Source organism: Roseomonas acroporae (assembly GCF_023223525.1).
In the GTDB taxonomy this organism is placed as follows: Bacteria; Pseudomonadota; Alphaproteobacteria; order Acetobacterales; family Acetobacteraceae; genus Roseomonas_E; species Roseomonas_E acroporae.
In genome coordinates this window covers 13,556-35,284 of record NZ_JALPRX010000016.1, presented here as the reverse complement: position 1 = coordinate 35,284, position 21,729 = coordinate 13,556, and the positions used below count along the sequence as shown (strand labels likewise).

At 73.4% G+C, this 21,729-nt stretch carries 22 protein-coding genes and 1 riboswitch; of the genes, 8 read left to right on the top strand and 14 right to left on the bottom strand.

All coding sequences use genetic code 11. The features are described from left to right. Positions 1-139 precede the first annotated feature (139 nt). The 8 genes from M0638_RS04855 to M0638_RS04820 form a co-directional block, all read right to left on the bottom strand. On the bottom strand, positions 140-643 hold the full coding sequence (locus tag M0638_RS04855; protein WP_248665836.1) for a (2Fe-2S)-binding protein: 504 nt from the start codon (positions 641-643) through the stop codon (positions 140-142). A 268-nt stretch (positions 644-911) separates the two neighbouring features. Further along, a complete protein-coding gene (locus M0638_RS04850) occupies positions 912-1,961 on the bottom strand; it encodes an ABC transporter ATP-binding protein (protein WP_248665835.1) in 1,050 nt (349 codons plus the stop codon). Then, positions 1,958-3,016: an ABC transporter ATP-binding protein gene (locus M0638_RS04845; protein ID WP_248665834.1), complete on the bottom strand. Its 1,059-nt coding sequence runs from the start codon at positions 3,014-3,016 to the stop codon at positions 1,958-1,960. Before M0638_RS04845 ends, M0638_RS04850 begins: the two co-directional genes overlap by 4 nt. Next, entirely contained in the window at positions 3,016-3,948 is a 933-nt protein-coding gene (locus tag M0638_RS04840; RefSeq protein ID WP_456316021.1) for an ABC transporter permease, read from the bottom strand. Before M0638_RS04840 ends, M0638_RS04845 begins: the two co-directional genes overlap by 1 nt. Continuing rightward, the gene (locus M0638_RS04835; RefSeq protein ID WP_248665833.1) at positions 3,945-4,883 is read right to left on the bottom strand and encodes an ABC transporter permease; all 939 of its coding nucleotides are present in this window, start codon (positions 4,881-4,883) and stop codon (positions 3,945-3,947) included. Before M0638_RS04835 ends, M0638_RS04840 begins: the two co-directional genes overlap by 4 nt. Positions 4,884-4,896: 13 nt before the next feature. Beyond that, entirely contained in the window at positions 4,897-6,504 is a 1,608-nt protein-coding gene (locus tag M0638_RS04830) for an ABC transporter substrate-binding protein (protein ID WP_248665832.1), read from the bottom strand. Positions 6,505-6,893: 389 nt separating this feature from the next. Further along, positions 6,894-7,880 carry an NAD(P)H-dependent glycerol-3-phosphate dehydrogenase gene (locus M0638_RS04825; RefSeq protein ID WP_248665831.1) on the bottom strand — a complete coding sequence of 329 codons (987 nt, stop codon included), beginning with the start codon at positions 7,878-7,880 and terminating at the stop codon, positions 6,894-6,896. Further along, entirely contained in the window at positions 7,873-8,700 is an 828-nt protein-coding gene (locus M0638_RS04820) for a 23S rRNA (adenine(2030)-N(6))-methyltransferase RlmJ (protein ID WP_345892990.1), read from the bottom strand. The genes M0638_RS04825 and M0638_RS04820 overlap by 8 nt, the downstream gene beginning before the upstream one ends. Before the next feature lie 126 nt (positions 8,701-8,826). Here M0638_RS04820 and M0638_RS29070 point away from each other — a divergent pair, with 126 nt between their 5' ends. From M0638_RS29070 to M0638_RS04785, 7 genes are all read left to right on the top strand, one after another. Then, a complete protein-coding gene (locus M0638_RS29070; RefSeq protein WP_345892989.1) occupies positions 8,827-9,273 on the top strand; it encodes a YidB family protein in 447 nt (148 codons plus the stop codon). Positions 9,274-9,340: 67 nt separating this feature from the next. Next, positions 9,341-9,457, top strand: a riboswitch (TPP riboswitch). Next, the gene (locus M0638_RS04810) at positions 9,443-10,321 is read left to right on the top strand and encodes an ABC transporter ATP-binding protein (protein ID WP_248665828.1); all 879 of its coding nucleotides are present in this window, start codon (positions 9,443-9,445) and stop codon (positions 10,319-10,321) included. (Overlaps the previous riboswitch by 15 nt.) Positions 10,322-10,344: 23 nt before the next feature. Next, positions 10,345-11,211, top strand: coding sequence for an ABC transporter permease (locus M0638_RS04805; RefSeq protein WP_248665827.1), 867 nt, complete (start codon positions 10,345-10,347; stop codon positions 11,209-11,211). After that, on the top strand, positions 11,208-12,209 hold the full coding sequence (locus M0638_RS04800) for an ABC transporter substrate-binding protein (protein ID WP_248665826.1): 1,002 nt from the start codon (positions 11,208-11,210) through the stop codon (positions 12,207-12,209). Before M0638_RS04805 ends, M0638_RS04800 begins: the two co-directional genes overlap by 4 nt. A gap of 18 nt (positions 12,210-12,227) precedes the next feature. Continuing rightward, complete coding sequence (locus M0638_RS04795) at positions 12,228-12,563, top strand: hypothetical protein (protein ID WP_248665825.1); 336 nt, start codon at positions 12,228-12,230, stop codon at positions 12,561-12,563. A gap of 142 nt (positions 12,564-12,705) precedes the next feature. Next, complete coding sequence (locus tag M0638_RS04790) at positions 12,706-13,722, top strand: BMP family protein (protein ID WP_248665824.1); 1,017 nt, start codon at positions 12,706-12,708, stop codon at positions 13,720-13,722. A gap of 130 nt (positions 13,723-13,852) precedes the next feature. Then, complete coding sequence (locus M0638_RS04785) at positions 13,853-14,497, top strand: glutathione S-transferase family protein (RefSeq protein WP_248665823.1); 645 nt, start codon at positions 13,853-13,855, stop codon at positions 14,495-14,497. 103 nt (positions 14,498-14,600) lie between these two features. On the opposite strand, the gene radC is transcribed toward M0638_RS04785, so the two are convergent. The 3 genes from radC to M0638_RS04770 all read right to left on the bottom strand — a co-directional run bounded on the left by radC (position 14,601) and on the right by M0638_RS04770 (position 16,842). Then, positions 14,601-15,395 carry a RadC family protein gene (radC, locus tag M0638_RS04780; RefSeq protein WP_248665822.1) on the bottom strand — a complete coding sequence of 265 codons (795 nt, stop codon included), beginning with the start codon at positions 15,393-15,395 and terminating at the stop codon, positions 14,601-14,603. After that, positions 15,392-16,030 (bottom strand): JAB domain-containing protein, encoded by a 639-nt coding sequence (locus M0638_RS04775; protein ID WP_248665821.1) that lies wholly within the window; start codon positions 16,028-16,030, stop codon positions 15,392-15,394. Before M0638_RS04775 ends, radC begins: the two co-directional genes overlap by 4 nt. A gap of 365 nt (positions 16,031-16,395) precedes the next feature. Continuing rightward, positions 16,396-16,842, bottom strand: a complete 447-nt coding sequence (locus M0638_RS04770) for an RrF2 family transcriptional regulator (RefSeq protein WP_248665820.1) — start codon at positions 16,840-16,842, stop codon at positions 16,396-16,398. A 195-nt stretch (positions 16,843-17,037) separates the two neighbouring features. Here M0638_RS04770 and cysK point away from each other — a divergent pair, with 195 nt between their 5' ends. Then, positions 17,038-18,027, top strand: coding sequence for a cysteine synthase A (gene cysK / locus M0638_RS04765; protein WP_248665819.1), 990 nt, complete (start codon positions 17,038-17,040; stop codon positions 18,025-18,027). A 226-nt stretch (positions 18,028-18,253) separates the two neighbouring features. Here the strand turns inward: cysK and M0638_RS04760 are convergent, their stop codons facing one another. The 3 genes from M0638_RS04760 to M0638_RS04750 all read right to left on the bottom strand — a co-directional run bounded on the left by M0638_RS04760 (position 18,254) and on the right by M0638_RS04750 (position 21,611). Continuing rightward, positions 18,254-19,135: a polysaccharide deacetylase family protein gene (locus M0638_RS04760; protein WP_248665818.1), complete on the bottom strand. Its 882-nt coding sequence runs from the start codon at positions 19,133-19,135 to the stop codon at positions 18,254-18,256. A gap of 83 nt (positions 19,136-19,218) precedes the next feature. After that, entirely contained in the window at positions 19,219-20,520 is a 1,302-nt protein-coding gene (locus M0638_RS04755; RefSeq protein ID WP_248665817.1) for an MFS transporter, read from the bottom strand. A 182-nt stretch (positions 20,521-20,702) separates the two neighbouring features. Further along, complete coding sequence (locus M0638_RS04750) at positions 20,703-21,611, bottom strand: amidohydrolase family protein (RefSeq protein ID WP_248665816.1); 909 nt, start codon at positions 21,609-21,611, stop codon at positions 20,703-20,705. Positions 21,612-21,729: the final 118 nt, after the last annotated feature.

Here is a 21,729-nt window from a genome sequence, read left to right as displayed (position 1 = left end):
GACTTCATGGGCCGCCGGGGCGGCCGGTTTCCCGGGCGGCCCCGGCGACAGAGGACGCGGCGCCGGCCGCTGGACGCCTCGTCGGGTCAGGCCGCCGGCGGGGCCGTCCGGGGTTCCCGTGGAAAGCCGGCCGGCGAGGCTACTCGGCGGCCTGGGCCAGCTCCGTCCGGCGGCCGTGCATCACCTCGGCGGCGGCGGCGATCGCCTTGACGATGTTGTGGTAGCCCGTGCAGCGGCAGAGATTGCCCTCCAGCCCCTCGCGGATCTGCTTCTCGTCCAGCCCCTCGGGGTGCTTCATCACCAGGTCGATGGCGCTCATCACCATGCCCGGGGTGCAGAAGCCGCATTGCAGCGCGTGGTACTCGCGGAAGGCCTCCTGCATCGGGTGCAGCGTGCCGTCCGCCGAGGCGAGGCCCTCGATGGTGGTCACGTCCGCGCCCTCTGCCTGCACGGCCAGCATGGTGCAGGACTTCACGCTCTCGCCGTCCACATGGACGACGCAGGCCCCGCATTGGCTGGTGTCGCAACCCACATGCGTGCCGGTCAGGCGCAGCTTCTCGCGCAGCAGCTCGACGAGCAGGGTGCGGCCCTCGACCTCGACCGAGTGCGGCTTGCCGTTCACCGTCAGCGATACCTGTGGCATTCGCGCGCCTCCCGCATCCGATCCGCCCGCGCCCGTCTCGACGCGTGGCCCCATGGCGGCAGGGTCCTCCGCGGACCGGACGGCGTCAAGACGGGGCGCCATGCCGGAGACAGCCCCGCCCGCCGCCACGACCCGGCAGGCGCGCCGCAGGGCCGGCGGGGGGACGGGCCGGGGCCTCGGCCGGCCCGCCTCTGGCAGCGGGGCGGCTCCCGTCCGCCCCTTCAACAAGGCCCCTTGCCCCGCCGGGCCGCGGGACCGGGCCGGGATGTCAGGCCGCCAGCGGGTTCTGCGAGGCCGGCAGGTCGTGCAGGTGGCACGCCGCCCAGTGCCCGGCATTGACGCCGGCATCCGGCACCAGCTTCAGCACCGGCCGCTCCGTCTTGCAGCGGTCGAAGGCGTAGGGGCAGCGCGTGTGGAAGCGGCAGCCCGAGGGCGGGTTGATCGGGCTCGGCACGTCGCCCTTGAGGATGACGCGCTGCCGCGCCTGGCCCGGCACGGGCACCGGCACGGCGGAGAGCAGCGCCTGGGTATAGGGGTGCTTCGGCGCCGCGAAGAGCGAGCGGCGCGGCGCCACCTCGGCCACCGCGCCGAGATACATCACCGCGACCCGGTGCGTCATGTGCTCGACCACGGCGAGGTCGTGGCTGATGAACAGCAGCGCCAGGCCCAGCTCGCTCTGCAGGTCCTGCAGCAGGTTGACGATCTGCGCCTTCACCGAGACGTCGAGCGCCGAGACCGCCTCGTCGCAGACGATCAGGTCCGGCTCCGGCGCCAGGGCGCGCGCGATGCAGATGCGCTGCCGCTGGCCGCCCGAGAATTCGTGCGGGAAGCGGCTCAGCGCGTCGCGCGGCAGACGCACCGTGTCCATCAGCTTCTCGAGCCGCGCCGTCAGCTCCGAGCGGCTGCCGGCCATGCCGAAGGAGCGCAGCGGCTCGGCCAGGATGTCGCGGACCCGCAGGCGCGGGTTGAGCGCCGAGAACGGGTCCTGGAAGATCACCTGGATGCGGCGCCGCAACGGGCGCAGCCGGCCCGCCGGCAGGTCGTCGATGCGCTGGCCGTCCAGCACCACCTGCCCGTCGGTCAGCGTGAACAGGCGCAGGATCGCCTTGCCCACCGTGGACTTGCCGCAGCCGGACTCGCCCACCAGCGACAGCGTCTCGCCGCGGTCGACGTGGAAGGAGACGCCGTCCACCGCGTGGACCTGCCCGGTGCGGCCGCCGAAGAAGCCGCCGCGCAGCGGGAAGTACTTCTTGATGTCGTTGACCTGCAGCAGTGGCCGCGCATCGGCGGCCTGCGGCCCGGCGAGGGAGATGCTCATGCCGCGACCAGCTCCTCCTTGTCGGCGTAGTGGCAGGCGGCGACGTGGCCGGGCGCCTTCTCCTCCAGCGCCGGTACCACGGTGCGGCAGAGCTCCGTGGCCTTCGGGCAGCGCGAGGCGAAGACGCAATGGTCGATGCGCTGCTTGAGGCTGGGCACCTGGCCGGGGATCTCGGCCAGCCGCGTGTGCTCGCCGGTGAGCGAGGAGCCGAGCCTGGGCACCGCGCCGAGCAGCCCCTGCGTGTAGGGATGCTTGGGATCGCGGAACAGCGCCACCACCCCGGCCTCCTCCACCTTGCGGCCGGCATACATCACGATGACCCGCTCCGCGACCTCGGCCACCACGCCGAGGTCGTGGGTGATCAGCACGATGGCGGCGCCGACGCGCCGCTTGAGGTCGCGCATCAGGTCGAGGATCTGCGCCTGGATGGTCACGTCGAGCGCCGTGGTCGGCTCGTCGGCGATCAGCAGCTTCGGGTTGCAGGCCAGCGCCATGGCGATCATCACGCGCTGGCGCATGCCGCCGGAGAGCTGGTGCGGGTACTCCTTCACCCGCCGCGCCGGCGCCGGGATGCCGACCAGCTCCAGCATCTCGATGGCGCGCGCCTCGGCCTGCCGGCGGCTCATGCCCTGGTGCAGGCGCAGCGACTCGCCGATCTGCTGGCCGACGCTGAGCACCGGGTTCAGCGAGGTCATCGGCTCCTGGAAGATCATGCCGATCTCGTTGCCGCGCAGGTCGCGCATCTCCGCCTCGGAGGCGGCGAGCAGGTCGCGGCCCTCGAACATGATCCGCCCGGCCATCTTCCCCGGCGGGGTCGGCAGCAGGCGCAGGATCGACATCGAGGTGACGGACTTGCCGCAGCCGGACTCGCCCACGATGGCGACCGTCTCGCCCGCGTCCACGTGGAAGGTCAGCCCGTCCACGGCGCGGTTCACCCCGCCATCCGGGGTGCGGAAATGGGTCTGCAACTGCTCGACCGAGAGCAGCGGCGCCGCTGCCCGGCCGGCCGGCGCCGCCGCGTCGGCGGGCGCCTTCTCAAGCGTGATGCCGCTCATCAGACGCGCTTGGCCATGCGCGGGTCGAGCATGTCGCGCAGCCCGTCGCCCAGCAGGTTCACCGCCAGCACCGTGATCGAGAGGAAGATGGCGGGGAAGAACACGATGTAGGGCTTGACCTGCCAGAGCGCGCGGCCCTCGGCCATGATGTTGCCCCAGGAGGGCGTGGTCGGCGGGGTGCCGGCGCCGATGAAGCTCAGGATGGCCTCCACGATCATGGCGCTGGCGCAGATGTAGGTCGCCTGGACCGTCATCGGCGCCAGGGTGTTGGGGAGGATGTGCCGCCACATGATCACCGGCACGCGGGTGCCGGTGGTGATGGCGGCATCGACGTAGGGCTGCTCGCGCAGGCTCAGCACCACGCCGCGCACGAGGCGCGCGACGCGCGGGATCTCGGCCACGGTGATGGCGAAGATCACGTTCTGCACCGAGCCGCGGGTGGCGGCGGCCAGCGCGATGGCGAGCAGGATGGGCGGGATCGACATCAGCCCGTCCATCACCCGCATCACGAACCAGTCGAGCCAGCGCACGAAGCCCGAGACGAGGCCGATGGCCAGCCCGATCACCGAGGCGATCAGCGCCACCGAGAAGCCGACGATCAGCGAAACGCGGGCGCCATAGAGCACGCGCGAGTAGACGTCGCGGCCCAGCATGTCGGTGCCGAACCAGTACATGGCCGAGGGCTCGCGGGTGCGCCGCGCCGGCGAGAGCGCGGTCGGATCGACCGTCCCGAGGAACGGCGCGAAGACCGCGACGCCGATCATCAGCAGCAGCAGGAAGCCGCCCACCGCGATGGTCGGGTTGCGGCGGAGGAAGCCGACCACGCCGCCGATGCGGCGCATCGGCGGCAGCACGTCGGGCATGGGCGCCGCGACGGCGACCCTGCCCTGCGGCGCGTCGCCCTGCGGCACTTCGATGGTGGAGGCGCTCAATACCGGATCCTCGGGTCGAACAGGGAGTAGGAGAGGTCGATGAGCAGGTTGATGATGACGTAGACGAAGGAGAACATCAGCACGACGCCCTGGATCACCGGGAAGTCGCGCCGCAGGATCGCGTCCACCGTCAGGCGGCCGAGGCCGGGGATGGCGAACACGCTCTCCGTCACCACCGCGCCGCCGATCAGCAGGGCGATGCCGATGCCGATCACGGTGACGATCGGGATGGCGGCGTTCTTCAGCGCGTGGACGAACAGGATCTCGCGCTGGCCGACGCCCTTGGCGCGGGCGGTGCGCACGTAGTCCTGCTGCAGCACCTCCAGCATGGTGGCGCGGGTGATGCGCGCGATCAGCGCGATGTAGACGCCGCCGAGCGCGATGGCGGGCAGGATCAGGTTGGAGATGAAGGGGATGAAGCCCTCGGAGAGCGGCGTGTAGCCCTGCACCGGGAACCAGTCGAGCTGCAGCGCGAAGACCCAGGCCAGGATGTAGCCGACCACGAAGACCGGCACCGAGAAGCCGAGCACCGCGATCACCATGATGGCCCGGTCGATCCAGGTGCCGGCCTTCCAGGCGGCGACCACGCCCATCGGCACGGCGACGCCGACCGAGAGAACCAGCGTGACGAGCATCAGCGAGACGGTCGGCTCGATGCGCTGGGCGATCATGGTGGTGACCGGCAGGTTGGTGAACACCGAGGTGCCGAGGTCGCCCTGCATCACCCGCCACAGCCACTCGACGAATTGCTGGATCTTCGGCCGGTCGTAGCCGAGCGCGTGCTCGATGCGCGCGATGTCCTCCGGCGTCGCCTGGTCGCCGGCGAGCAGCGCCGCCGGGTTGCCCGAGGCGTAGACCATCATGAACACCACCGCCGCGACCACCAGCATCACGGGGATGGTGGCGATCAGCCGGCGCAGGATGTAGGCGAACATCGCGCGCTCCTCCTCAGCTCTTGGAGACGCCCCAGAAGAAGGGCAGCGGCCCCTTCACCACGCCGGAGACGTTCTTCCGCCACGCCTGGTAGGCGAGGAAGAAGCCGGTCGGGTTGTAGATGGCGAAGTCCATCAGCGCCTTGTTGTAGCGGGCCATCACCGCCTTCTCGGCGGCAAGGTCCGGCGCGGCGAACCACTCGTTGCGTAGGGCCTCGCATTCCGGGCTGTTCGGCCAGCCCCACCACGCCGTGTCGCCGCCGGCGCGCACGCCGTTGTTGGGCGCCGGGTTGATGCAGTCGGCGCCGCCGAACCAGGTGAAGAAGATGTGCCAGCCGCCCTGCGAGGGCAACGCCTTGGAGGCGCGGCGCTGGCCGACGGTGCCCCAGTCGGTCGCCACGTAGTCCACGTTCACGCCGATCTTCTTCAGCATGTCGGCGGCGACGTCGCCCTGGGCCTTGGTGATGGGCTGGTCCTGCGCCACCAGCATCACGATCGGCTCGCCCTTGTAGCCGGATTCCTGCAACAGCCGCTTCGCCTCGTCGAGCCGGCGCGGGCCCTTCATGATCTCGCCGCCCGCCTCGGTGTAGAGCGGCGTGTTCGGGGTGAAGAAGCTCGGCAGCGGCTTCCACAGCGCCGCGTCGTCGCCGACGATCGCCGCCATGTAGTCCTCCTGCGAGGTCGCCATCAGGATGGCGCGCCGGGCCCGCACGTCGTTGAACGGCGGGTGCAGGTGGTTCATGCGGAACACGCCGATGTTGCCCAGCGGGTCGGCGATGTCCACCGCGATGTTGCGGTTGCGCTTGAGGGTCGGGATGATGTCGGAGATCGGGTTCTCCCACCAGTCCACCTCGCCGTTCTGCAACGCGGCGGAGGCGGTGGCGGTGTCGGGCATGATCACCCACTCGACGCGGTCCACCAGCATCCGCTTGCCGCCGGCGAGCCAGTTCCCCGGCTCGTCGCGCGGCACGTAGCCGGCGAACTTCTCGAACACCGCCTTGGCGCCCGGCACCCACTCGTCACGTTTGAAGCGCATCGGGCCGGAGCCGACGTATTCCGTGATCTGGCTGAAGGGATCGGTCTTGGCGATCCGCTCGGGCATGACGATGCCGAAGGGCGAGTTGGTCTTGCCCAGGGCGAACTTCATCTTCGGGTAGGGCGACTTCAGCTTCCACACGAAGGTGCGGTCGTCCACCGCCGCCACCTCGTTCTGGATGGCGCGGATCATCTGGCCCATGGAATCGCGCGCCGACCAGCGGTTCAGGCTGGCCACCACGTCCTTGGCCAGCACCGGCTCGCCGTCGTGGAATTTGAGGCCGGGACGCAGCCGGAAGGTCCAGGTCAGCCCGTCCTGCGAGACCTCCTCGCCCTCCACCATCTGGCGTTGCGGCTCGAGCTTGTCGTCCACGCCGTAGAGCGTGTCCCACACCAGCGCGCCGGCGTTGCGCACCACGTACTGGGTGCCCCAGACCGGATCGAAATTCGCGAGGTTCGCCTGCGGCACGAAGCGCAGCGTGCGCGCCGCGGCCCCCTGCGCCAGCGCGGGGGAGGCCAGGCGGCCCGAGCCCAGCCCGCCGAGCGCGCCGGCAGCCGCCGTCGCCTTCAGGAACCCTCTACGATCCATCAGTGGAACCTTCTTCTCGCGGATCTGCGCCCGAATTCACGCCAGCCTGCCTCATGGATGGGCGGATCGCCAGCATCACCTTGCGGTGCCTCTTGCGGCGCCCTTCCCGGCGATCCGTGGCGCGACGCCCGGACCATGTGTCAGCCGCGTCACAACGGGCCAACGAGCCGTTCAGGAAGCACGTCTCATGCCAGGAGAGACGCGACGACATGCCGGGAGCCACCGGCCAGGCCGGCACCGCCATTCCGTTGCGGGTTCGGTCCTTGAAACTGAGTGCCCCGGCGCGACTGCGCCCGATGGGCCCGGCGCGGCTGCGCCTGATGGGCCCGGCGCGACTGCGCCCGATGGGCCCGGCGCGGCTGCGCCAATCGACTCAGGCGCGGCTGCGCCTACTCGTCCCGCCGCGGCCGTGCCAGCAGCGCGTCCATCGCCTCGGCCACCGAGCACCGCCCGGCCAGCACCGCCGCCACCGCGGCGCAGATCGGCATCTCGACGCCGGCCGCCGCCGCGCGCGCCAGCAGCGCCGGGGCGGTGGCGACGCCCTCCGTCACGCTGCTCCGCCCGGCCAGCGCCATGGCCAGCGTCTCGCCGCGCCCGAGCGCGATGCCGAGCGAGGTGTTGCGGCTGGAAGGCCCGGTGCAGGTCAGCAGCAGGTCGCCGAGGCCGGAAAGGCCCGCCGCCGTCTCCGCCCGGCCGCCCAGCGCCACCGCCAGCCGCGACAGCTCCGCGAGGCCGCGCGTCACCAGCGCCGCGCGGGCATTCTCGCCGAGCCCGGCGCCGATCACGGCGCCGGCGGCGATCGCGACCACGTTCTTCGCCGCCCCGCCGACCTGCGCCCCCACCGGGTCGTCGCCGCCGTAGAGCCGGAAGGCGGCGGTGGCGAGGCGCGCCGCGACCGCGTCGCGCAGGGCCGCCTCCTCCCCCGCCACCACCGCCGCCGCCGGCAGGCCGGCCGCGACCTCGTGCGCGAAATTCGGCCCCGTCAGCACCGCCGACGGCGCGCCGGGCCGCAGCGAGCGCAGCACCTCCAGCGGCAGCAGCAGCGTGCCGCGCTCGACGCCCTTGGCGCAGACGACCGCCGGCGGCAGGGGCGGCATCGCCGCCAGCACCGCGCGGAGGTGCTGCGCCGGCACCACTAGCAGCGCGAAGGCGGCGCCGTGCAGCGCCTCGCCGGCATCGGCGGTGACGCGCACCGCCGCCGGCAGCACGGCGCGCGGCAGGTGCCGCTCGTTCACCCGCTCCGCCTCGATCGCGGCCGCGCGCGCCGGGTCGCGCGCCCAGAGCGTCACCGGCCCGCCCGCCCGCGCCGCCTGGATCGCCAGCGCCGTGCCCCAGGCCCCGGCGCCGAGCACCGCGACGGGCGACGCCTCACTCATCGGTGACGCGCCGGACCGACCAGCCCTGACCCGGCTCGCCGTCGCCGAGCCGCTCCAGCAGCGCCGCCAGGATCTCGCCGGCCTCCGCCTCGAAGCGGAAGGGCGGCGACAGCACGGCGAGGCCGCTGCCGTTCAGCCGCTGCGGGTCGGTCGGCTCGCGCAGGAACAGCTCCGCCGCCACCACGTCGCCCACCCCCTTCGTCTGCAACGCCTCGTGGAAGGCGCGCACCGGGGCGCGGTGCTTGATCGGGTACCAGGCGGCGACGATGGCGGCGCGGAAGCGGTGCCGCAGCAGCGCCAGCGCCTCGGCCAGCCGCTCGAACTCGCCCGGCTCCTCGAAGGGCGGGTCGATCAGCACCAGGCCGCGCCGCTCCGGGAAGGGCGTCAGCGCCCGCAGCGCCTCCCAGCCGTCGCGGTGATGCGTGCCGACGCGCGGATCGCCGCGGAAGCGGGCGCGGAGCTGCGCATGGTCCTCGGGGTGCAGCTCCACCGCCGCCAGCCGGTCCTGCGGCCGCAGCACCGCCTGCACCAGCGCCGGTGAGCCCGGGTAGCGCAGCGGCCCGCCCGCCGCGCGCACCAGCCCGACATAGTCGGCGAGCGGCCCCGTCTCGATCTCCAGCAGCCGGCCGATGCCCTGGCGCCACTCGCCGGTGCGCTCGGCCGGATCGTCGGTCAGGTCGTAGGCGCCGGTGCCGGCATGGGTGTCGAGCACGGCGAAGGGCGCCGGCTTGCGCTGCAGCGCGCGCAGCAGCCAGAGCAGCAGCGCGTGCTTCATCGCGTCGGCGAAATTGCCGGCGTGGAAGGCGTGTCGGTAATTCACGGCTGGGGTTATCGGTGCCTCCGGGAGCCGACTCAAGAGGTGCCGCAACGGCCGGGGTGGCCGGCGCGTTGGCGCGGCGGGATGTCCGGCGCAAGTCGGGCCGGCGACGGGCACGAGGGCCACGAGATGAGCGAGTTCCTTTCCCGCATCGCGGGCGGCGGCCAGGCCGCGGGCGCCGTGCAGCAGCTCCTGGACAGCCAGGGCGGGCTGGACGGGCTGCTGTCGCGGCTGCGGCAGGCGGGCCTCGGCGAGCAGGTGGATTCCTGGATCGGCAACGGCGCGAACCAGCCCGTCTCGCCGCAGGCGCTGGAGCCGGCGCTGGGCGGCGACATCCTTTCGCGCATCGAGCAGCGGATCGGGCTGGACCGCGGCGAGCTGCTGATGCTGCTCAGCCAGGCGCTGCCGGTGCTGATCAACCTGCTGACCCCGCACGGGCGCGTGGAGCCCGGGCAGGCGGCGCCGCAGGGTGGGCAATCCGGCGGCGGGTCCGGCGGCCTGCTGGAAAGCGTGCTGGGCCGGGTGATCGAGGCGATCGGCCAGCGCGGCAGCGGCGGGGGATCGCGCCAGGCCTGAACCGCCGCCGGGCGGGCGCAGCGGCGCCCGGGCTTGCGCCGGGCGTGTCGCCACCGCATCCTGCCGACCTGTCACCGGGGGGAGCCGGTCCGCATCCGCGGCACCGGCTGAGAGGCGGCGCAACCGCGACTCCTGGAACCTGATCCGGGTCATTCCGGCGAAGGGATCGGTGGACCGCTTGCCTGCCCAGCACCCGACCGCCCCCCGCGCCGCCGGGGCGACGCCCCCCGGAACGCCGCCCATCGGTGCGCGACCCAACAGCGCGCGCCCCGCTGGTGCGTCCGCTGCCGACGCGCCCGCTGCCGGCGCGCCCGGCCTGCTGCTCGACTGCCCGGGCCTCGCCCTCGGCGGCCGGCCGGTGCTCGGCGCCTTCCGGCTGACGCTGGCGGCGGGCGAGACCATGGCGCTGCTCGGGCCGTCCGGCTCCGGCAAGTCCACCCTGCTGCGCCTCGTCGCCGGGCTGCTGCCGCCGGCCGGCACCCGCCTCGCCGCGACCGACGGCGCCCCGGTCGCCGGGCGCATCGCCTGGATGGGGCAGCAGGACCTGCTGCTGCCCTGGCGCGACGTGCTGGGCAATGTCGGGCTCGGCGCCAGCCTGCGCGGCGAGCCGGCCGATCCCGCCCGGATGCGCGCCATGATCGCCGCGGTCGGCCTCGCCGGCCACGAGCATGTCCGCCCCGACCGGCTCTCCGGCGGCATGCGCCAGCGCGCCGCCCTGGCCCGCACCCTGGTCGAGGACCGCCCCTTCGTGCTGATGGACGAGCCCTTCAGCGCCGTGGACGCGCCGACCCGCCATCGCCTGCAGGGCCTCGCCGCCGGGCTGCTGGCCGGGCGCACCGTGCTGCTGGTGACGCACGACCCGCTGGAGGCGCTGCGTCTCGCCCATCACGTGCTGGTGCTGCAACCCGCCGCCGGCGGCCCCGGCTGGGTGCCCGTGCCGGTTCCCGTCCCGCCCGGCGCGCCGCCACGCGAGGTGCGGGACCCGGCGGTGCTGGCGGCCCAGGGCCGGCTGCTGGAAAGCCTCGCCGCCGCCTCGGAGGCCGCGTGAGCGACGCCGCGCAAGCCGTTCCGATGAAAGCGGATCCGGCGGCACCGGCCGGTGCCGTGGCACAGGCCGGCGGCCCCATCGGCCGCCACACTGGCCGCCCCATTGGCCGCCTTTGGCGCGCCCTCGTCTCGGCGCTGGGCCTGCTGGCCGTCTGGCAGGGCCTGGTCTGGGCCACCGGCGCGCCGCCCTTCCTGCTGCCCACCCCGGCGCGCGTCGCCACGGCGCTGCTCGACCGCTGGGACATCATCGCCGGCCATGCCTGGATCACCCTGACGGAGATCCTGGCCGGGCTCGCCCTTGGCACGGCGTTCGGCGTCGCGACGGCGCTGCTGCTGGCCGCCTGGCCGGCGGGGCGGCGCTGGCTGCTGCCGATCCTGCTCGCCTCGCAGGCCGTGCCGGTCTTCGCCATCGCGCCGCTGCTGACGCTCTGGATGGGCTTCGGCATCGCCAGCAAGGTGACGATGGCGACGGTGGTGATCTTCTTCCCCGTCACCGCCACCTTCTACGACGGGCTGCGCCGCACCGAGCCGGGCTGGCTCGACCTCGCCCGCACCATGGGCGCCACGCGCCGCGCCGTGTTGCTGCGCATCCGCCTGCCGGCCGCCCTGCCCGCCCTCGCCTCCGGGCTGCGCGTCGCGGCCGCCGTCGCGCCGATCGGCGCGGTGGTGGGGGAATGGGTCGGGGCCTCGGCCGGGCTCGGCTACCTGATGCTGCACGCCAACGGGCGCTCGCAGACCGACGTGATGTTCGCCGCGCTGTTCGTGCTCGCCGCGATGGCGCTGGCGCTCTGGTACGCGCTGGACTGGCTGCTGCGGGCCCTGCTGCCCTGGCAGCCCGACCGGCTGCCAGGGGAACAGCCAGGGGAACAAGAGGAGGACCGCCGCCCATGACCACCCGCAGATCCGTCCTGGCCGGCGGCGCCCTCGGCACCGTGCTGGGACCGCTGTCCGGTCTCCGGCCCGCCCAGGCCCAGGCCCAGGCGCCCGCGCAACCCGCCACGGCACAGCCCCTCACCCTGCTGCTCGACTGGTTCGTCAACCCCGACCACGGCCCGCTGATCGTGGCGCAGGAGCATGGCGACTTCGCGCGCGCCGGGCTCGACGTGCGCATCGTGGCGCCCGCCGATCCCTCCGACCCACCCAAGCTGGTGGCGGCGAAGCGCGGCGACATCGCCGTGTACTACCAGAAGAACCTCTACCTCGCCGTGGAGCAGGGCCTGCCGCTGGTGCGAGTCGGCACGCTGGTCAACACGCCGCTCTCGACCCTGACCGTGCTGCGCGACGGGCCGGTGAAGACGCTGGCCGACCTGCGCGGCCGGCGCATCGGCTTCTCGGTGGCCGGGTTCGAGGAGGTCTATGTCGGCACCATGATCGAGCGCGCCGGGCTCACGCTGCGCGACGTGACTCTGGTGAACGTCAATTTCGGCCTCTCCTCGGCGCTGATGTCGGGGCAGGTGGATGCGATCATCGGCTCCTTCCGCAATTTCGAGCTGAACCAGCTCGCGCTGGAGGGCCGCCCGGGCCGCGCCTTCTTCCCCGAGGAATACGGCATCCCGACCTATGACGAGCTGATCCTGGTCGCCCACCGCGACCGCGTGCCGGACCCGGCGATGCGCCGCTTCGTCGACGCGGTGGAGGCCGCCGCCAACTGGATGATCAACAACCCGGACGAGGCGTGGCGCATGTTCGTCGCCGGCCCGCGCCGCGAGCTGGACAACGAGCTGAACCGCCGCGCCTGGCGCGACACGCTGGGCCGCTTCGCCCTCGCCCCCGGCGCGCTGGACCGCAACCGTTACGAGCGCTTCGGCCGCTTCATGCAGGAGCGGCGGATGATCCGCGCCGTGCCGGCCCTCGACAGCTACGCGGTGGAGCTGCCGCCGGCCCGCTGAGCCGCGGCGGCGCCGGCCGTGGTGGCGTTCCTCCAGGCGCATTCCTGGCTCTCGCACGCGGCGCTGGCGCTGGCGATCCAGGGCGCGGCGGCGCTGCCGCTCGGCCTGCTGCGGGTGCGCAACGGCGAATGGATCGGCGCGGCGCTGGCCATCGGCTTCTACTGGGGCCGCGAGAAGCGCGACCACGAGAACCGCCTGCACCGCCCCGCCGCCGAGGTCTGGGACCAGGGCTGGTTTCCCTGGGAATGGACGGCCAAGAGCGTGGGCGACCTGCTGGTGCCCGCCCTCGCCTGCCTCGCCCTGGCGCTGCTGCTGGGCTGGCTCGGGCGGCGCGGGCGGGGGCGAGGCGCGTGAGGCAGGCGCGGCCGGCCCAGGAAGGGCCAGGGGGCGGCCATGGCATGGCCGTTGCCTCGCGCGGCACGGCCGGGACGATCCGGCGATACCCCGGCCGGCGCCTCCAGGCCGGCGCTCCCATCAGGATCCGGACGGCACGCCGATGCCCGCCTCCCTCCCCCTCCCCCTCCCCCTGCCCAGGCGCGGGCTGCTCGCGCTGCCCTTCGCCGCCGGCCTGCCCGCCGGCACGCGGGCGGCCACCCCGATGCGCCTCGCGGCCCTGTTCGCCGGTCGGGTGGACGATGGCGGCTTCATGCAGGCCGGCCACCGTGGCCTGGAGCGGGCGCGAGACACGCTGGGCGCTGAGATCCGCACCATCCAGGGCATCCCGCCGGAGGCCGAGGCCCTGAAGGCGGCGCTGCGCCGGCTGGCGGCGGACTCGCCGGACCTCGTGATCGCCCATGGCGGCCAGAACAACGCCGCCGCGCAGGCGGTCGCGGCCGAATTCCCCGGCACGCGCTTCGTGGTGACGCAGGGCAACGTCACCGGCCCCAACCTCGCGAGCTACGAGGTGCTGCAGGAGCAGTCCGCCTTCCTGGCGGGCATGCTGGCCGGGCTCTCGACCCGCAGCGGCGTGGTGGGCCATCAGTCCGGCATCCGCGTGGTGCCCGGGCTGAAGGGGCGCGCCGCCTACGCGCACGGGGTGCGGCACGCCAATCCCGCGGCGCGGCTGCTGACCAATTTCTCCGGCAGCCAGGACGACCCGGCGCTGGCGCGCCGCATCGCCGAGGCGATGTTCGCGGCCGGTGCCGACATCGTCTTCACCATGCTCAACGCCGGCCGCAGCGGCGTCACCGAGGCGTGCCGCGCGGCCGGCCGGGCGCAGATCGGCAATGTGGGAGACTGGGTCGCGGTGGCGCCCGACGTGTTCCTGGGCTCGGCCGTGGCGGATTCCGGGCAGGCGGTGCTCGACGCCGTCCTCGACCTCGCGGCCGGACGATTCCAGGCGGGCGCGATCCGGCGCATCGGCCTGGAGCAGCCGGAGGCGGTGCGCCTCACCCTGGCGCCGCGCGTGCCGGCGGCGGTCGCGGCGCGGATCGCGGCGGCGGCCGAGGCGATCGCCGTGGGCAGGCTCGACGTGCCGGTGAGCTGGAGCGGCGAGGAATTCCCGACGCCCTGACGGGGCCGGCCGCGCGGCGACGAAGGCGGCATTGCCGGCATGCCGCCCCGTGGCCACGGGAATTTCTGTACAAATCGTGAACGAGAACCGCTATCCAGTATCCGTCCGGAGCCGGACGCGGGAGGGCAGCATGGCCGACGAACTCGTCTTCTACACCAACCCCATGTCGCGCGGCCGGGTGGTGCGCTGGATGCTGGAGGAGGTCGGCCAGCCCTACCGCACCGAACTGCTCGACTACGGCACCACCATGAAGGCGCCCGAGTACCTGGCCATCAACCCGATGGGCAAGGTGCCGGCGCTGCGCCACGGCGGGACGGTGGTGACGGAGGTCGCCGCGATCTGCGCCTACCTGGCCGATGCCTTCCCCGAAGCCGGCCTGGCCCCGCCGCCCGGCGACCGCCAGCGCGGCCCCTACTACCGCTGGCTGTTCTTCGTCGCCGGCCCGCTGGAGGCGGCCTGGGCCAACACCAGCATCGGCCTCGTCCCGCCCAAGGACAAGGAACGGATGATCGGCTACGGCAACCTCGCCACGGTGCTGGACACGATCGAGAATGCCGTCGCCGGCCGGTCCTTCCTGGCCGGCGACCGCTTCAGCGCGGCCGACCTCTACCTCGCCGCCATGCTGGGCTTCGGCATGCAGTTCGGCTCCATCGAGAAACGGCCGGCCTTCGAGCGGTACGTCGCGCGGCACGACGAACGGCCGGCCCATCGCCGGGCGGTGGAGATCGACGACGCGCTGATCGCCGAGCGGCAGCAACCCGGCCCGCCGGCCTGATCCGCCCCGCCGGCGTGGCGCCGGGGCCGCCCCGGCTTCGCCGGCGACATCAGCCGGAGATTCCAACCCGCTGATCCGGCATGTTTCCGGGCAGGATGGCCGGCTACAGCAGCCCTTCCGTCCGGAAGCTCAGCCAGCGCCCGTTGCCGACGATCACGTGGTCCTGCACGACGATGCCGAGCAGCGCCGCCGCGTCGCGCACCTCGGCCGTCATGTCGAGATCGGCCTGCGAGGGCGTCGGGTCGCCGCTCGGGTGGTTGTGGACCAGGATCAGCGCGGTGGCGCGCAGCTCCAGCGCCCGCCGCACCACCTCGCGCGGATAGACCGGCGTGTGGTTCACCGTGCCGCGCGCCTGCGCCTCGTCGGCGAGCAGCCGGCTCTCGGCATCGAGGAACAGGATCCGGAACTGCTCGATCCGCTCCCGCGCCAGGGCGGCGTTGAGGTAGCGCATCAGCGCGTCCCAGTGGTCGAGCACCGTCTGCCGCATCACCTCGGACCGCGCCAGGCGCAGCGCCGCCTCGTGCGTCAGCCTGATCGCCGCCAGGGCGTGGATCTCGATGCCGGGGATGCCCCGCAGCTCCTGCAGCGGCGCGGCGAGCACGGCGGCGAAGCTGCCGAAGCGCGCCAGCAGCGCCGCCGCGAGCGGCCGGACGTCCCGCCCCGGCGCGGCATTGGCGAGCAGCAGCGCCAGCAGCTCGCCATCGGGCAGCAGCGCGCCGCCGAGCTTCAGCAGGCGGCGGCAGCTTTCCTCGCGCTGCACCTGGGGCGGGGCCAGCGGCAGTTCGGGCACGACGGCGACCGACGCGCCGGGGCGGAAGCTCTCGCCGTCGGCGAAGCCGGTGCGCGTGCCGCCCACCGGCGACGCTTCGGCCGGGACGCTTCCGGCGATGCCGCTCACAGCAGCCCCTCGCGGCGCAGGCTGGTCCAGCCCGTCGACTCGCGCAGCAGGTGGTCGTGCACCGTGATCGCCAGCAGCCGTCCGGCCTCGCGCAGGCGCATCGTCGTCTCGACGGCCGTCTCGGCGGCGTCGCGGTCGCCGCCCGTGTGGATCAGGAGCAGCGCGGTGGCATGCAGCTCCAGCGCGCGGCGCATCACCTCGCGCCTCCAGGCCGCCTCGTCCGCCGCCGCCGGCCGCGCCGTCGCCTCGTCGGCGAGCAGCCGGTTGCGGTTGTCGAGGAACAGCATGCGGAAACGCTGCCCGGCTTCGGGGCCGGCGTCCGGCGTGCCGTCCAGATAGGCGGTCAGCCGGTCCCAGCGGTTCAGCAGCGGCCGTTCGCGCGCCTCGGCGGCGCCGAGCCGGGCGGCGGCCGCCTCCACCAGCTTGATCGCCCCGATCCCGGCGCCGCGCAGTCCCGTGGCCTCGTGCAGGGTGCGCGGCGTGGCCGACAGCACCGCGGCGAGGCTGCCGAAGCGGTTGATCGTCGCCTTGGCGAGCGGCTTGGTGTCACGGCGCGGAATGCCGAGGAAGAGCAGCATCTCCAGCAGCTCGTAGTCGGCGAGCGCGGCGGGGTCGGCGAGCAGCCGGGCCCGCATCCGGGCACGATGGCCCTGCGGCCCGGTGCTGGCGAAGGGCCGGCCGGGCGCGGCGGGCCGCTGCCCCGGTGGATCGCCGCCCGGCACATCGGGATCGGGCCTTGCAAGCAAGCCTGGGTGCCCCTGCCGAAATCCATCAACCGTAACGTGTCAAAACTATCGATGGAATACAACCAGAATATCGGCCCCGCACCGTCCGAAGCGCCCCCGGATCGCGCCCCTCGCAGGGGCGGCGGGGCCGACCGGGCGGTTCCACGGAAGGAAGGCGCGGAGGACGCTTCGCCTCCCGATCCCTCGGCAGCGGGGGCCGGGGAGAAGCGCGGGCGGGCCCGCGCACGCCGTCGCGGATGACGGACGGCAACCCCTCAGATGGCGAAGGTGAGCGGTTCCGAGGTCGGGCGGCGCATCCCGGCGGCGACCGCGCGCTTCACCAGGTCGTCCACCGTCAGCTTCGAGAGGTGCTCGCGGCACATGGCCTCGAGATCGTTCCAGAGCGGCACCACCACGGCGGCCTGGAGCTGGCCGGTGGGCACGTCGGCGTCTCCGTCCGTGTCCACCGCGGCGGCGATGATCTCGGCCACGGTCAGGCTGCGCTTCGGGCGCCCCAGCCGGTAGCCGCCGCGCGGACCGCGCAGGCTGTCGAGCAGTCCGGCGCGCGACAGGGCCTGGAGCACCGGCTCGATGCCGCGCCGCGCCTGGCCGAGTCGGTCGGCGATATCGGCGGCGCTGACCGTGGTGCCCCGCCCGGCATGGAAGGCCACGTCCAGCATGATCGCCACCGCGGTCATCGCGCGGTCCCGTCGCAGCAGCATCCTCGCTCCCCTTGCTCCCCTTGCTACCCTTGCCCCCGGCCCGGCCCGGCCCGGCCCGGCCGTGCCGTCGCCGCGTCCCGTCCCCGCGCGCGGCCGTCCCCACGACGGCCCGGGCCGTTTTGGCTGGTTTCCACGCCAGCGAGACGTGATAATGCCTCCTCCATGCCCGATGACGCCAGATCCCAGACGGGAAACATGAATCCCGCATCCGGTCCGGACGGAAGCCAGCGAGGCGGCGCGCCGCACCATGGCCGCCTCTACGAGAGCATCCTCGGCACGATCGGCGGCACGCCGCTGGTCGCCCTGCCGCGCCTGCGGGCCGCGGAGGGGCTGCCGGCGCGGCTGGCGCTGAAGCTGGAATTCTTCAATCCGCTCGGCTCGGTGAAGGACCGGATCGGCCTCGCCATGGTCGAGCAGGCGGAGGCGGCCGGGCTGATCCGCCCCGGCGAGAGCACGCTGGTGGAGCCGACCTCCGGCAACACCGGCATCGCGCTCGCCTTCGTCGCCGCCGCCAAGGGCTACCGGCTGGTGGTGACGATGCCGGAGAGCGCCTCGACGGAGCGGCGCAAGATGATGCGGCTGCTCGGCGCCGAGATCGAGCTGACCCCGGCCAAGCAGGGCATGGCCGGCGCCATCGCCCGCGCCGAGGCGCTGGTCGCCTCCACCCCCGGTGCCTGGATGCCGCGGCAGTTCGACAACCCCGCCAACCCGGCGATCCACGCCGCCACCACGGCCGAGGAGATCTGGGCCGACTCGGCGGGGGAGGTGGATGTGGTGATCGGCGGCATCGGCACCGGCGGCACGCTGACCGGCATCGCGCGCGCGCTGAAGCCGCGCCGCCCCTCGCTGCGGGTGATCGGCATCGAGCCGGCGGAGAGCGCCGTGCTGTCCGGCGACGAGCCGGGGCCGCACGACATCCAGGGCATCGGCGCCGGCTTCAAGCCGGCGGTGCTGGAGCTGGATCGCCTGGACGCGGTGATGCGCGTCTCCGAGCGCGAGGCGATGGCGGCGGCGCGCCGCTGCGCCCGGGTGGAGGGGCTGCCAATCGGCATCTCCTCGGGCGCGGTGCTGCACGCGGCGCTGGAAGTGGGGCGCGACCCGGCGATGCGGGACCGGCTCGTGGTCGGCATCGCCGCCTCCTTCGCCGAGCGGTATCTCTCCACCGACCTGTTCGCGGGGCTCTGACGGCGGTCGGCCGCCGTCCCGAGCCGCCCGGCAACGGCCGACGAAGCCGCCAGGCCGGCTGGCGCCCCCGCCTGGCCGGTCCCGGGCCGGCCGGAAGGGCATCCGTGGCGTGGCCATCGGGGCGTGGCCATCGGGGCGTGGCCATCGGGGCGGATCCCGGTCGGGCGGAGTCACCTGACCGGGTGAGGATGCCCGAAAAGCCGAGGAACTGGAGCCGTTCCGCGAGTCACGGCGAGCGGGACTCGCCCTGGTCGGCGAGAACGACGTCGGCGATCCGCTCCCGGGTGGTGAGCCACAGTTCGTCGTGCCCCAGGCAGAGGCGGGCGATCTCGGCGAAGGCCCAGGCGCTGGCGGGCCGGCCGTAGCAATGGGCATGCACGAGAACGTCGAGGACCACGGGGTGGTCCGCGTCGGCCAGGCAGTGCGTGACCGCGTCCTCGAACATCTCGATGAACTGCCGCGGCGTGCGGCCGTGGCGCATGGCATGGGCGAGGTCGTTCAGCTCGACGCCGAGGGGCACGCTCACCAGCGGCCGGCCCGCGTGATGCTCGACATGGGGCAGGTCCGCGTCGAGGCCGTCGGCGTGCCAGCGATAGCCGGCCCGTGCCAGGAGATCGCGGGTGGCGGGCCCCGGGGAAGCCCGCGGGCTGATCCAGCCCGAGGGCCGGCGGCCCGTGACGTCGGCGAGGCGCTCGGTGGTGAGGCGGATGCTCTCCGCCTCCTGCTCCGGCGTGAGCTTCGCCGGAATGGCGTCCTGCGTGTAGCCGTGCGCGACGATGCCGTGCCCCGCCGCCGCGATGGCCCTCACCTGCGCCGGATCGCGCTCGGCGAGGGCGCCGGAGGTGAAGACGTCGACGGGGACGCCCACCTTCCCGACGAGGCGCAGCAGGCGGCCGATCCCGGTCCGGGCGCCGTAGCGGCCATAGGAATCGGCGTTGGTGTCGAACACGCCCGGCGGCAGCGGATTGCCCATGGGCCCCACCCCAGAGACGTGCCCTTCCGCCCAGACCTCGTAGGCGATGCTCAGCACCACGGCCACCGAGCGGCCACCGGGCCAGCGGAAGGCGGCCCGGGCGCCGGGCTCCCCCGCCTGATGCAGTTCCGTCATGTCGGCTTACCCTCGCTGTTGTTCCTCGGCGTCCGGGCCGGCCGATCCCGCGCTCGGGGGAGCGGCCCGGACGTGAAGGGGGTTCAGGCCTCGGCGTCGAGGACCTTGCCGCGGGTCTCCGGGAAGGCGAAGGCGGTCAGGAAGAAGATGGCGTAGGCCGCGACCGCGAAGACCGTGATGGCGTTGGCGAGCGAGGTGTGATCCGCCATGACCCCGACGAGGGCCGGGAAGAGGGCGCCCATGCCGCGGCCGAAATTGTAGCAGAACCCCTGGCCGGACCCCCGCAGGCGGGTGGGGAAGAGCTCGGTGAGGAACGGCCCGATCCCCGAGAAGAAGCCCGTGGAGAAGAAGCCGAGCGGCAGCCCCAGCAGCCAGAAGGCCCCGGTCGGCAGCGGCGCCTTCATGTAGAGCAGGATCATGGCGATGGCGCCGAGCGAGAAGGTCAGGAACAGCTTGCGCCGCCCGATCCTGTCGGCGAGCCAGGCGCCGGTCAGGTAGCCGACGAAGCTGCCGACGATGAGCGTGGCGAGGTAGCCGGTCGAGCCCACCAGGGTCAGGCCGCGCTCGGTGGTGAGGAAGCGCGGGACCCAGGTGCTCATGGCGTAGTAGCTGCCCTGGGCGCCGCACATCATGAACGAGGCGAGCAGGGTCGTGCGCAGGTAGGGGCCGGTGAAGATCTCGGTGAGCGCGGGATGGTCGCCGGACTGCGCCCGGCGGGCGCGGGACGTCGCGGCGATCTCAGGCTCCTCGACGTAGCGCCGGACGAAGAAGATGAGGACGGCGGGCAGCGCGCCGACCGCGAACATGTAGCGCCAGGCGACCTCGGCCGGGAAGATCGAGAAGCAGATGGCCTGCAGCAGCACGGCGGCGCCCCAGCCGACCGCCCAGCCGGACTGCACGGAGCCGACCGCCCGTCCGCGATACTGCGGGCGCACCATCTCGCCCATCAGGATGGCGCCCACCGCCCATTCGCCGCCGAAGCCGAGGCCGAGCAGCGTCCGCACGATCAGGAGCTGGTTGTAGTCCTGCACGAAGGCGCAGAGCAGGCTGAAGAAGGAGAACCAGACGATGGTGATCTGCAGGGTCAGGACGCGGCCGATGCGGTCCGCGAGATAGCCCGCGAGCCAGCCGCCGACGGCCGAGGCCAGCAGCGTCGCCGTGGCCACGAGGCCGGCCTGCCCGGCGGTGATGTTCCACAGCGCCATCACCGTCCCGATGACGAGCGGATAGATCAGGAAGTCCATGCCGTCGAGCGCCCAGCCGGCGGCGCAATTCCAGAAGGTCCGCCGCTCGCCGACGTTCATGTCGGCGTAGAAGCCCAACAGGCTGGTGTCCTCGGCCGCCGGCGGGGCCTTCCCGAGCGTGGCCGCTTTCTCGATCGCCACCATGACGTTTCCTTTCGTTGTTCCGGTGCCTGTCCTGTCGTCCGGCACGCGGGCGCGGCGGCCCGCGGGCGCGCACGCGCCAGTGGCACGCGCCAGTGGCACGTGCTGGTGGCACGCGCCGTGTCCGGCGACCTGATCCTCGGGGTTCTTCCTGGCCGGGGCGGGCGCCCGCGCGCCAGTCCTCAGTCGAAGCCGTAGAGCCGGGCGGGATTGTCCACCAGGATCGCCTGCCGCAGCGCCTGCGTGGGCGCCCAGGCGCCGAGCAGGTCGAGCAGCCGGCCGTCATCGGGCATCTGCGTCGCGCCGAACAGGCTGGGATGCGGCCAATCGGTGCCCCACAGGCACCGCTCGGGCGCCGCCGCCACGAAGCGCCGGCCGATGGGATCGACATCCGGGTAGGGGAATCCCTGCGCGGAGCTGCGGTAGGCGCAGAGCTTCACGTAGGCGCGCCCCGACGCCAGCAGCCGCTCAGCCGCCCTGAAGCCGGCGCTGTCGACGCCGCGCGCGCCGGTCACGCCCGCCATGTGGTCGAGCACGACCGGCACCGGCAGGGCCGCGAGCACGGGCTCCAGGTCCGGCAGCCGCTCGGCGTCGCCATAGAACTGGATATGCCAGCCGAGGGGAGCGAGCCGCTCGGCGAGACGGGCGAGGCAGCCGAGGGTGGGCCCGTTGCCGTGGATGACGTTGTATCGCACGCCGCGCGCGCCGGCCGCGTGCATGGCGCCGAGCGTGGCCTCGCTCACCTCGTCGTCCACCACCACGACGGCGCGGGTGCGCGCCGGGCCGAGCGCCTGCACCGCATCGAGCGTGCAGGCATTGTCCGTGCCGAAGGTGCTGGGCTGCACCACCACCATCCGTTCGAGGCCCAGCCGCCGTGCCACGCGCAGATAATCCGGTATGAGCGCGGCCGGCGGATCGTAGATGCGGCCCTCGCTCAGAGGATAGCGATCGTAGGGGCCGTTGATGTGGAAATGGCAGTCGGTGGCGTGCGCCGGGGGAGTCCAGCCCGGGGCGGAGACCTCGTCGAGCGGGGCGAGGCATCCGGGTACGGCGCCCGCGACTTCCCGCCCTGGTTCCGACGGCGCGGACACGGCGCCCGGCGATCGGTTACCCCCTCCCAGGGAATGCATTCTTTTCTCCGCGAGTTCTTATTCTCGCGGCAATACTCGTTAACCGGCAATGTTATTGTCAATAATCGCTGGTTGTATA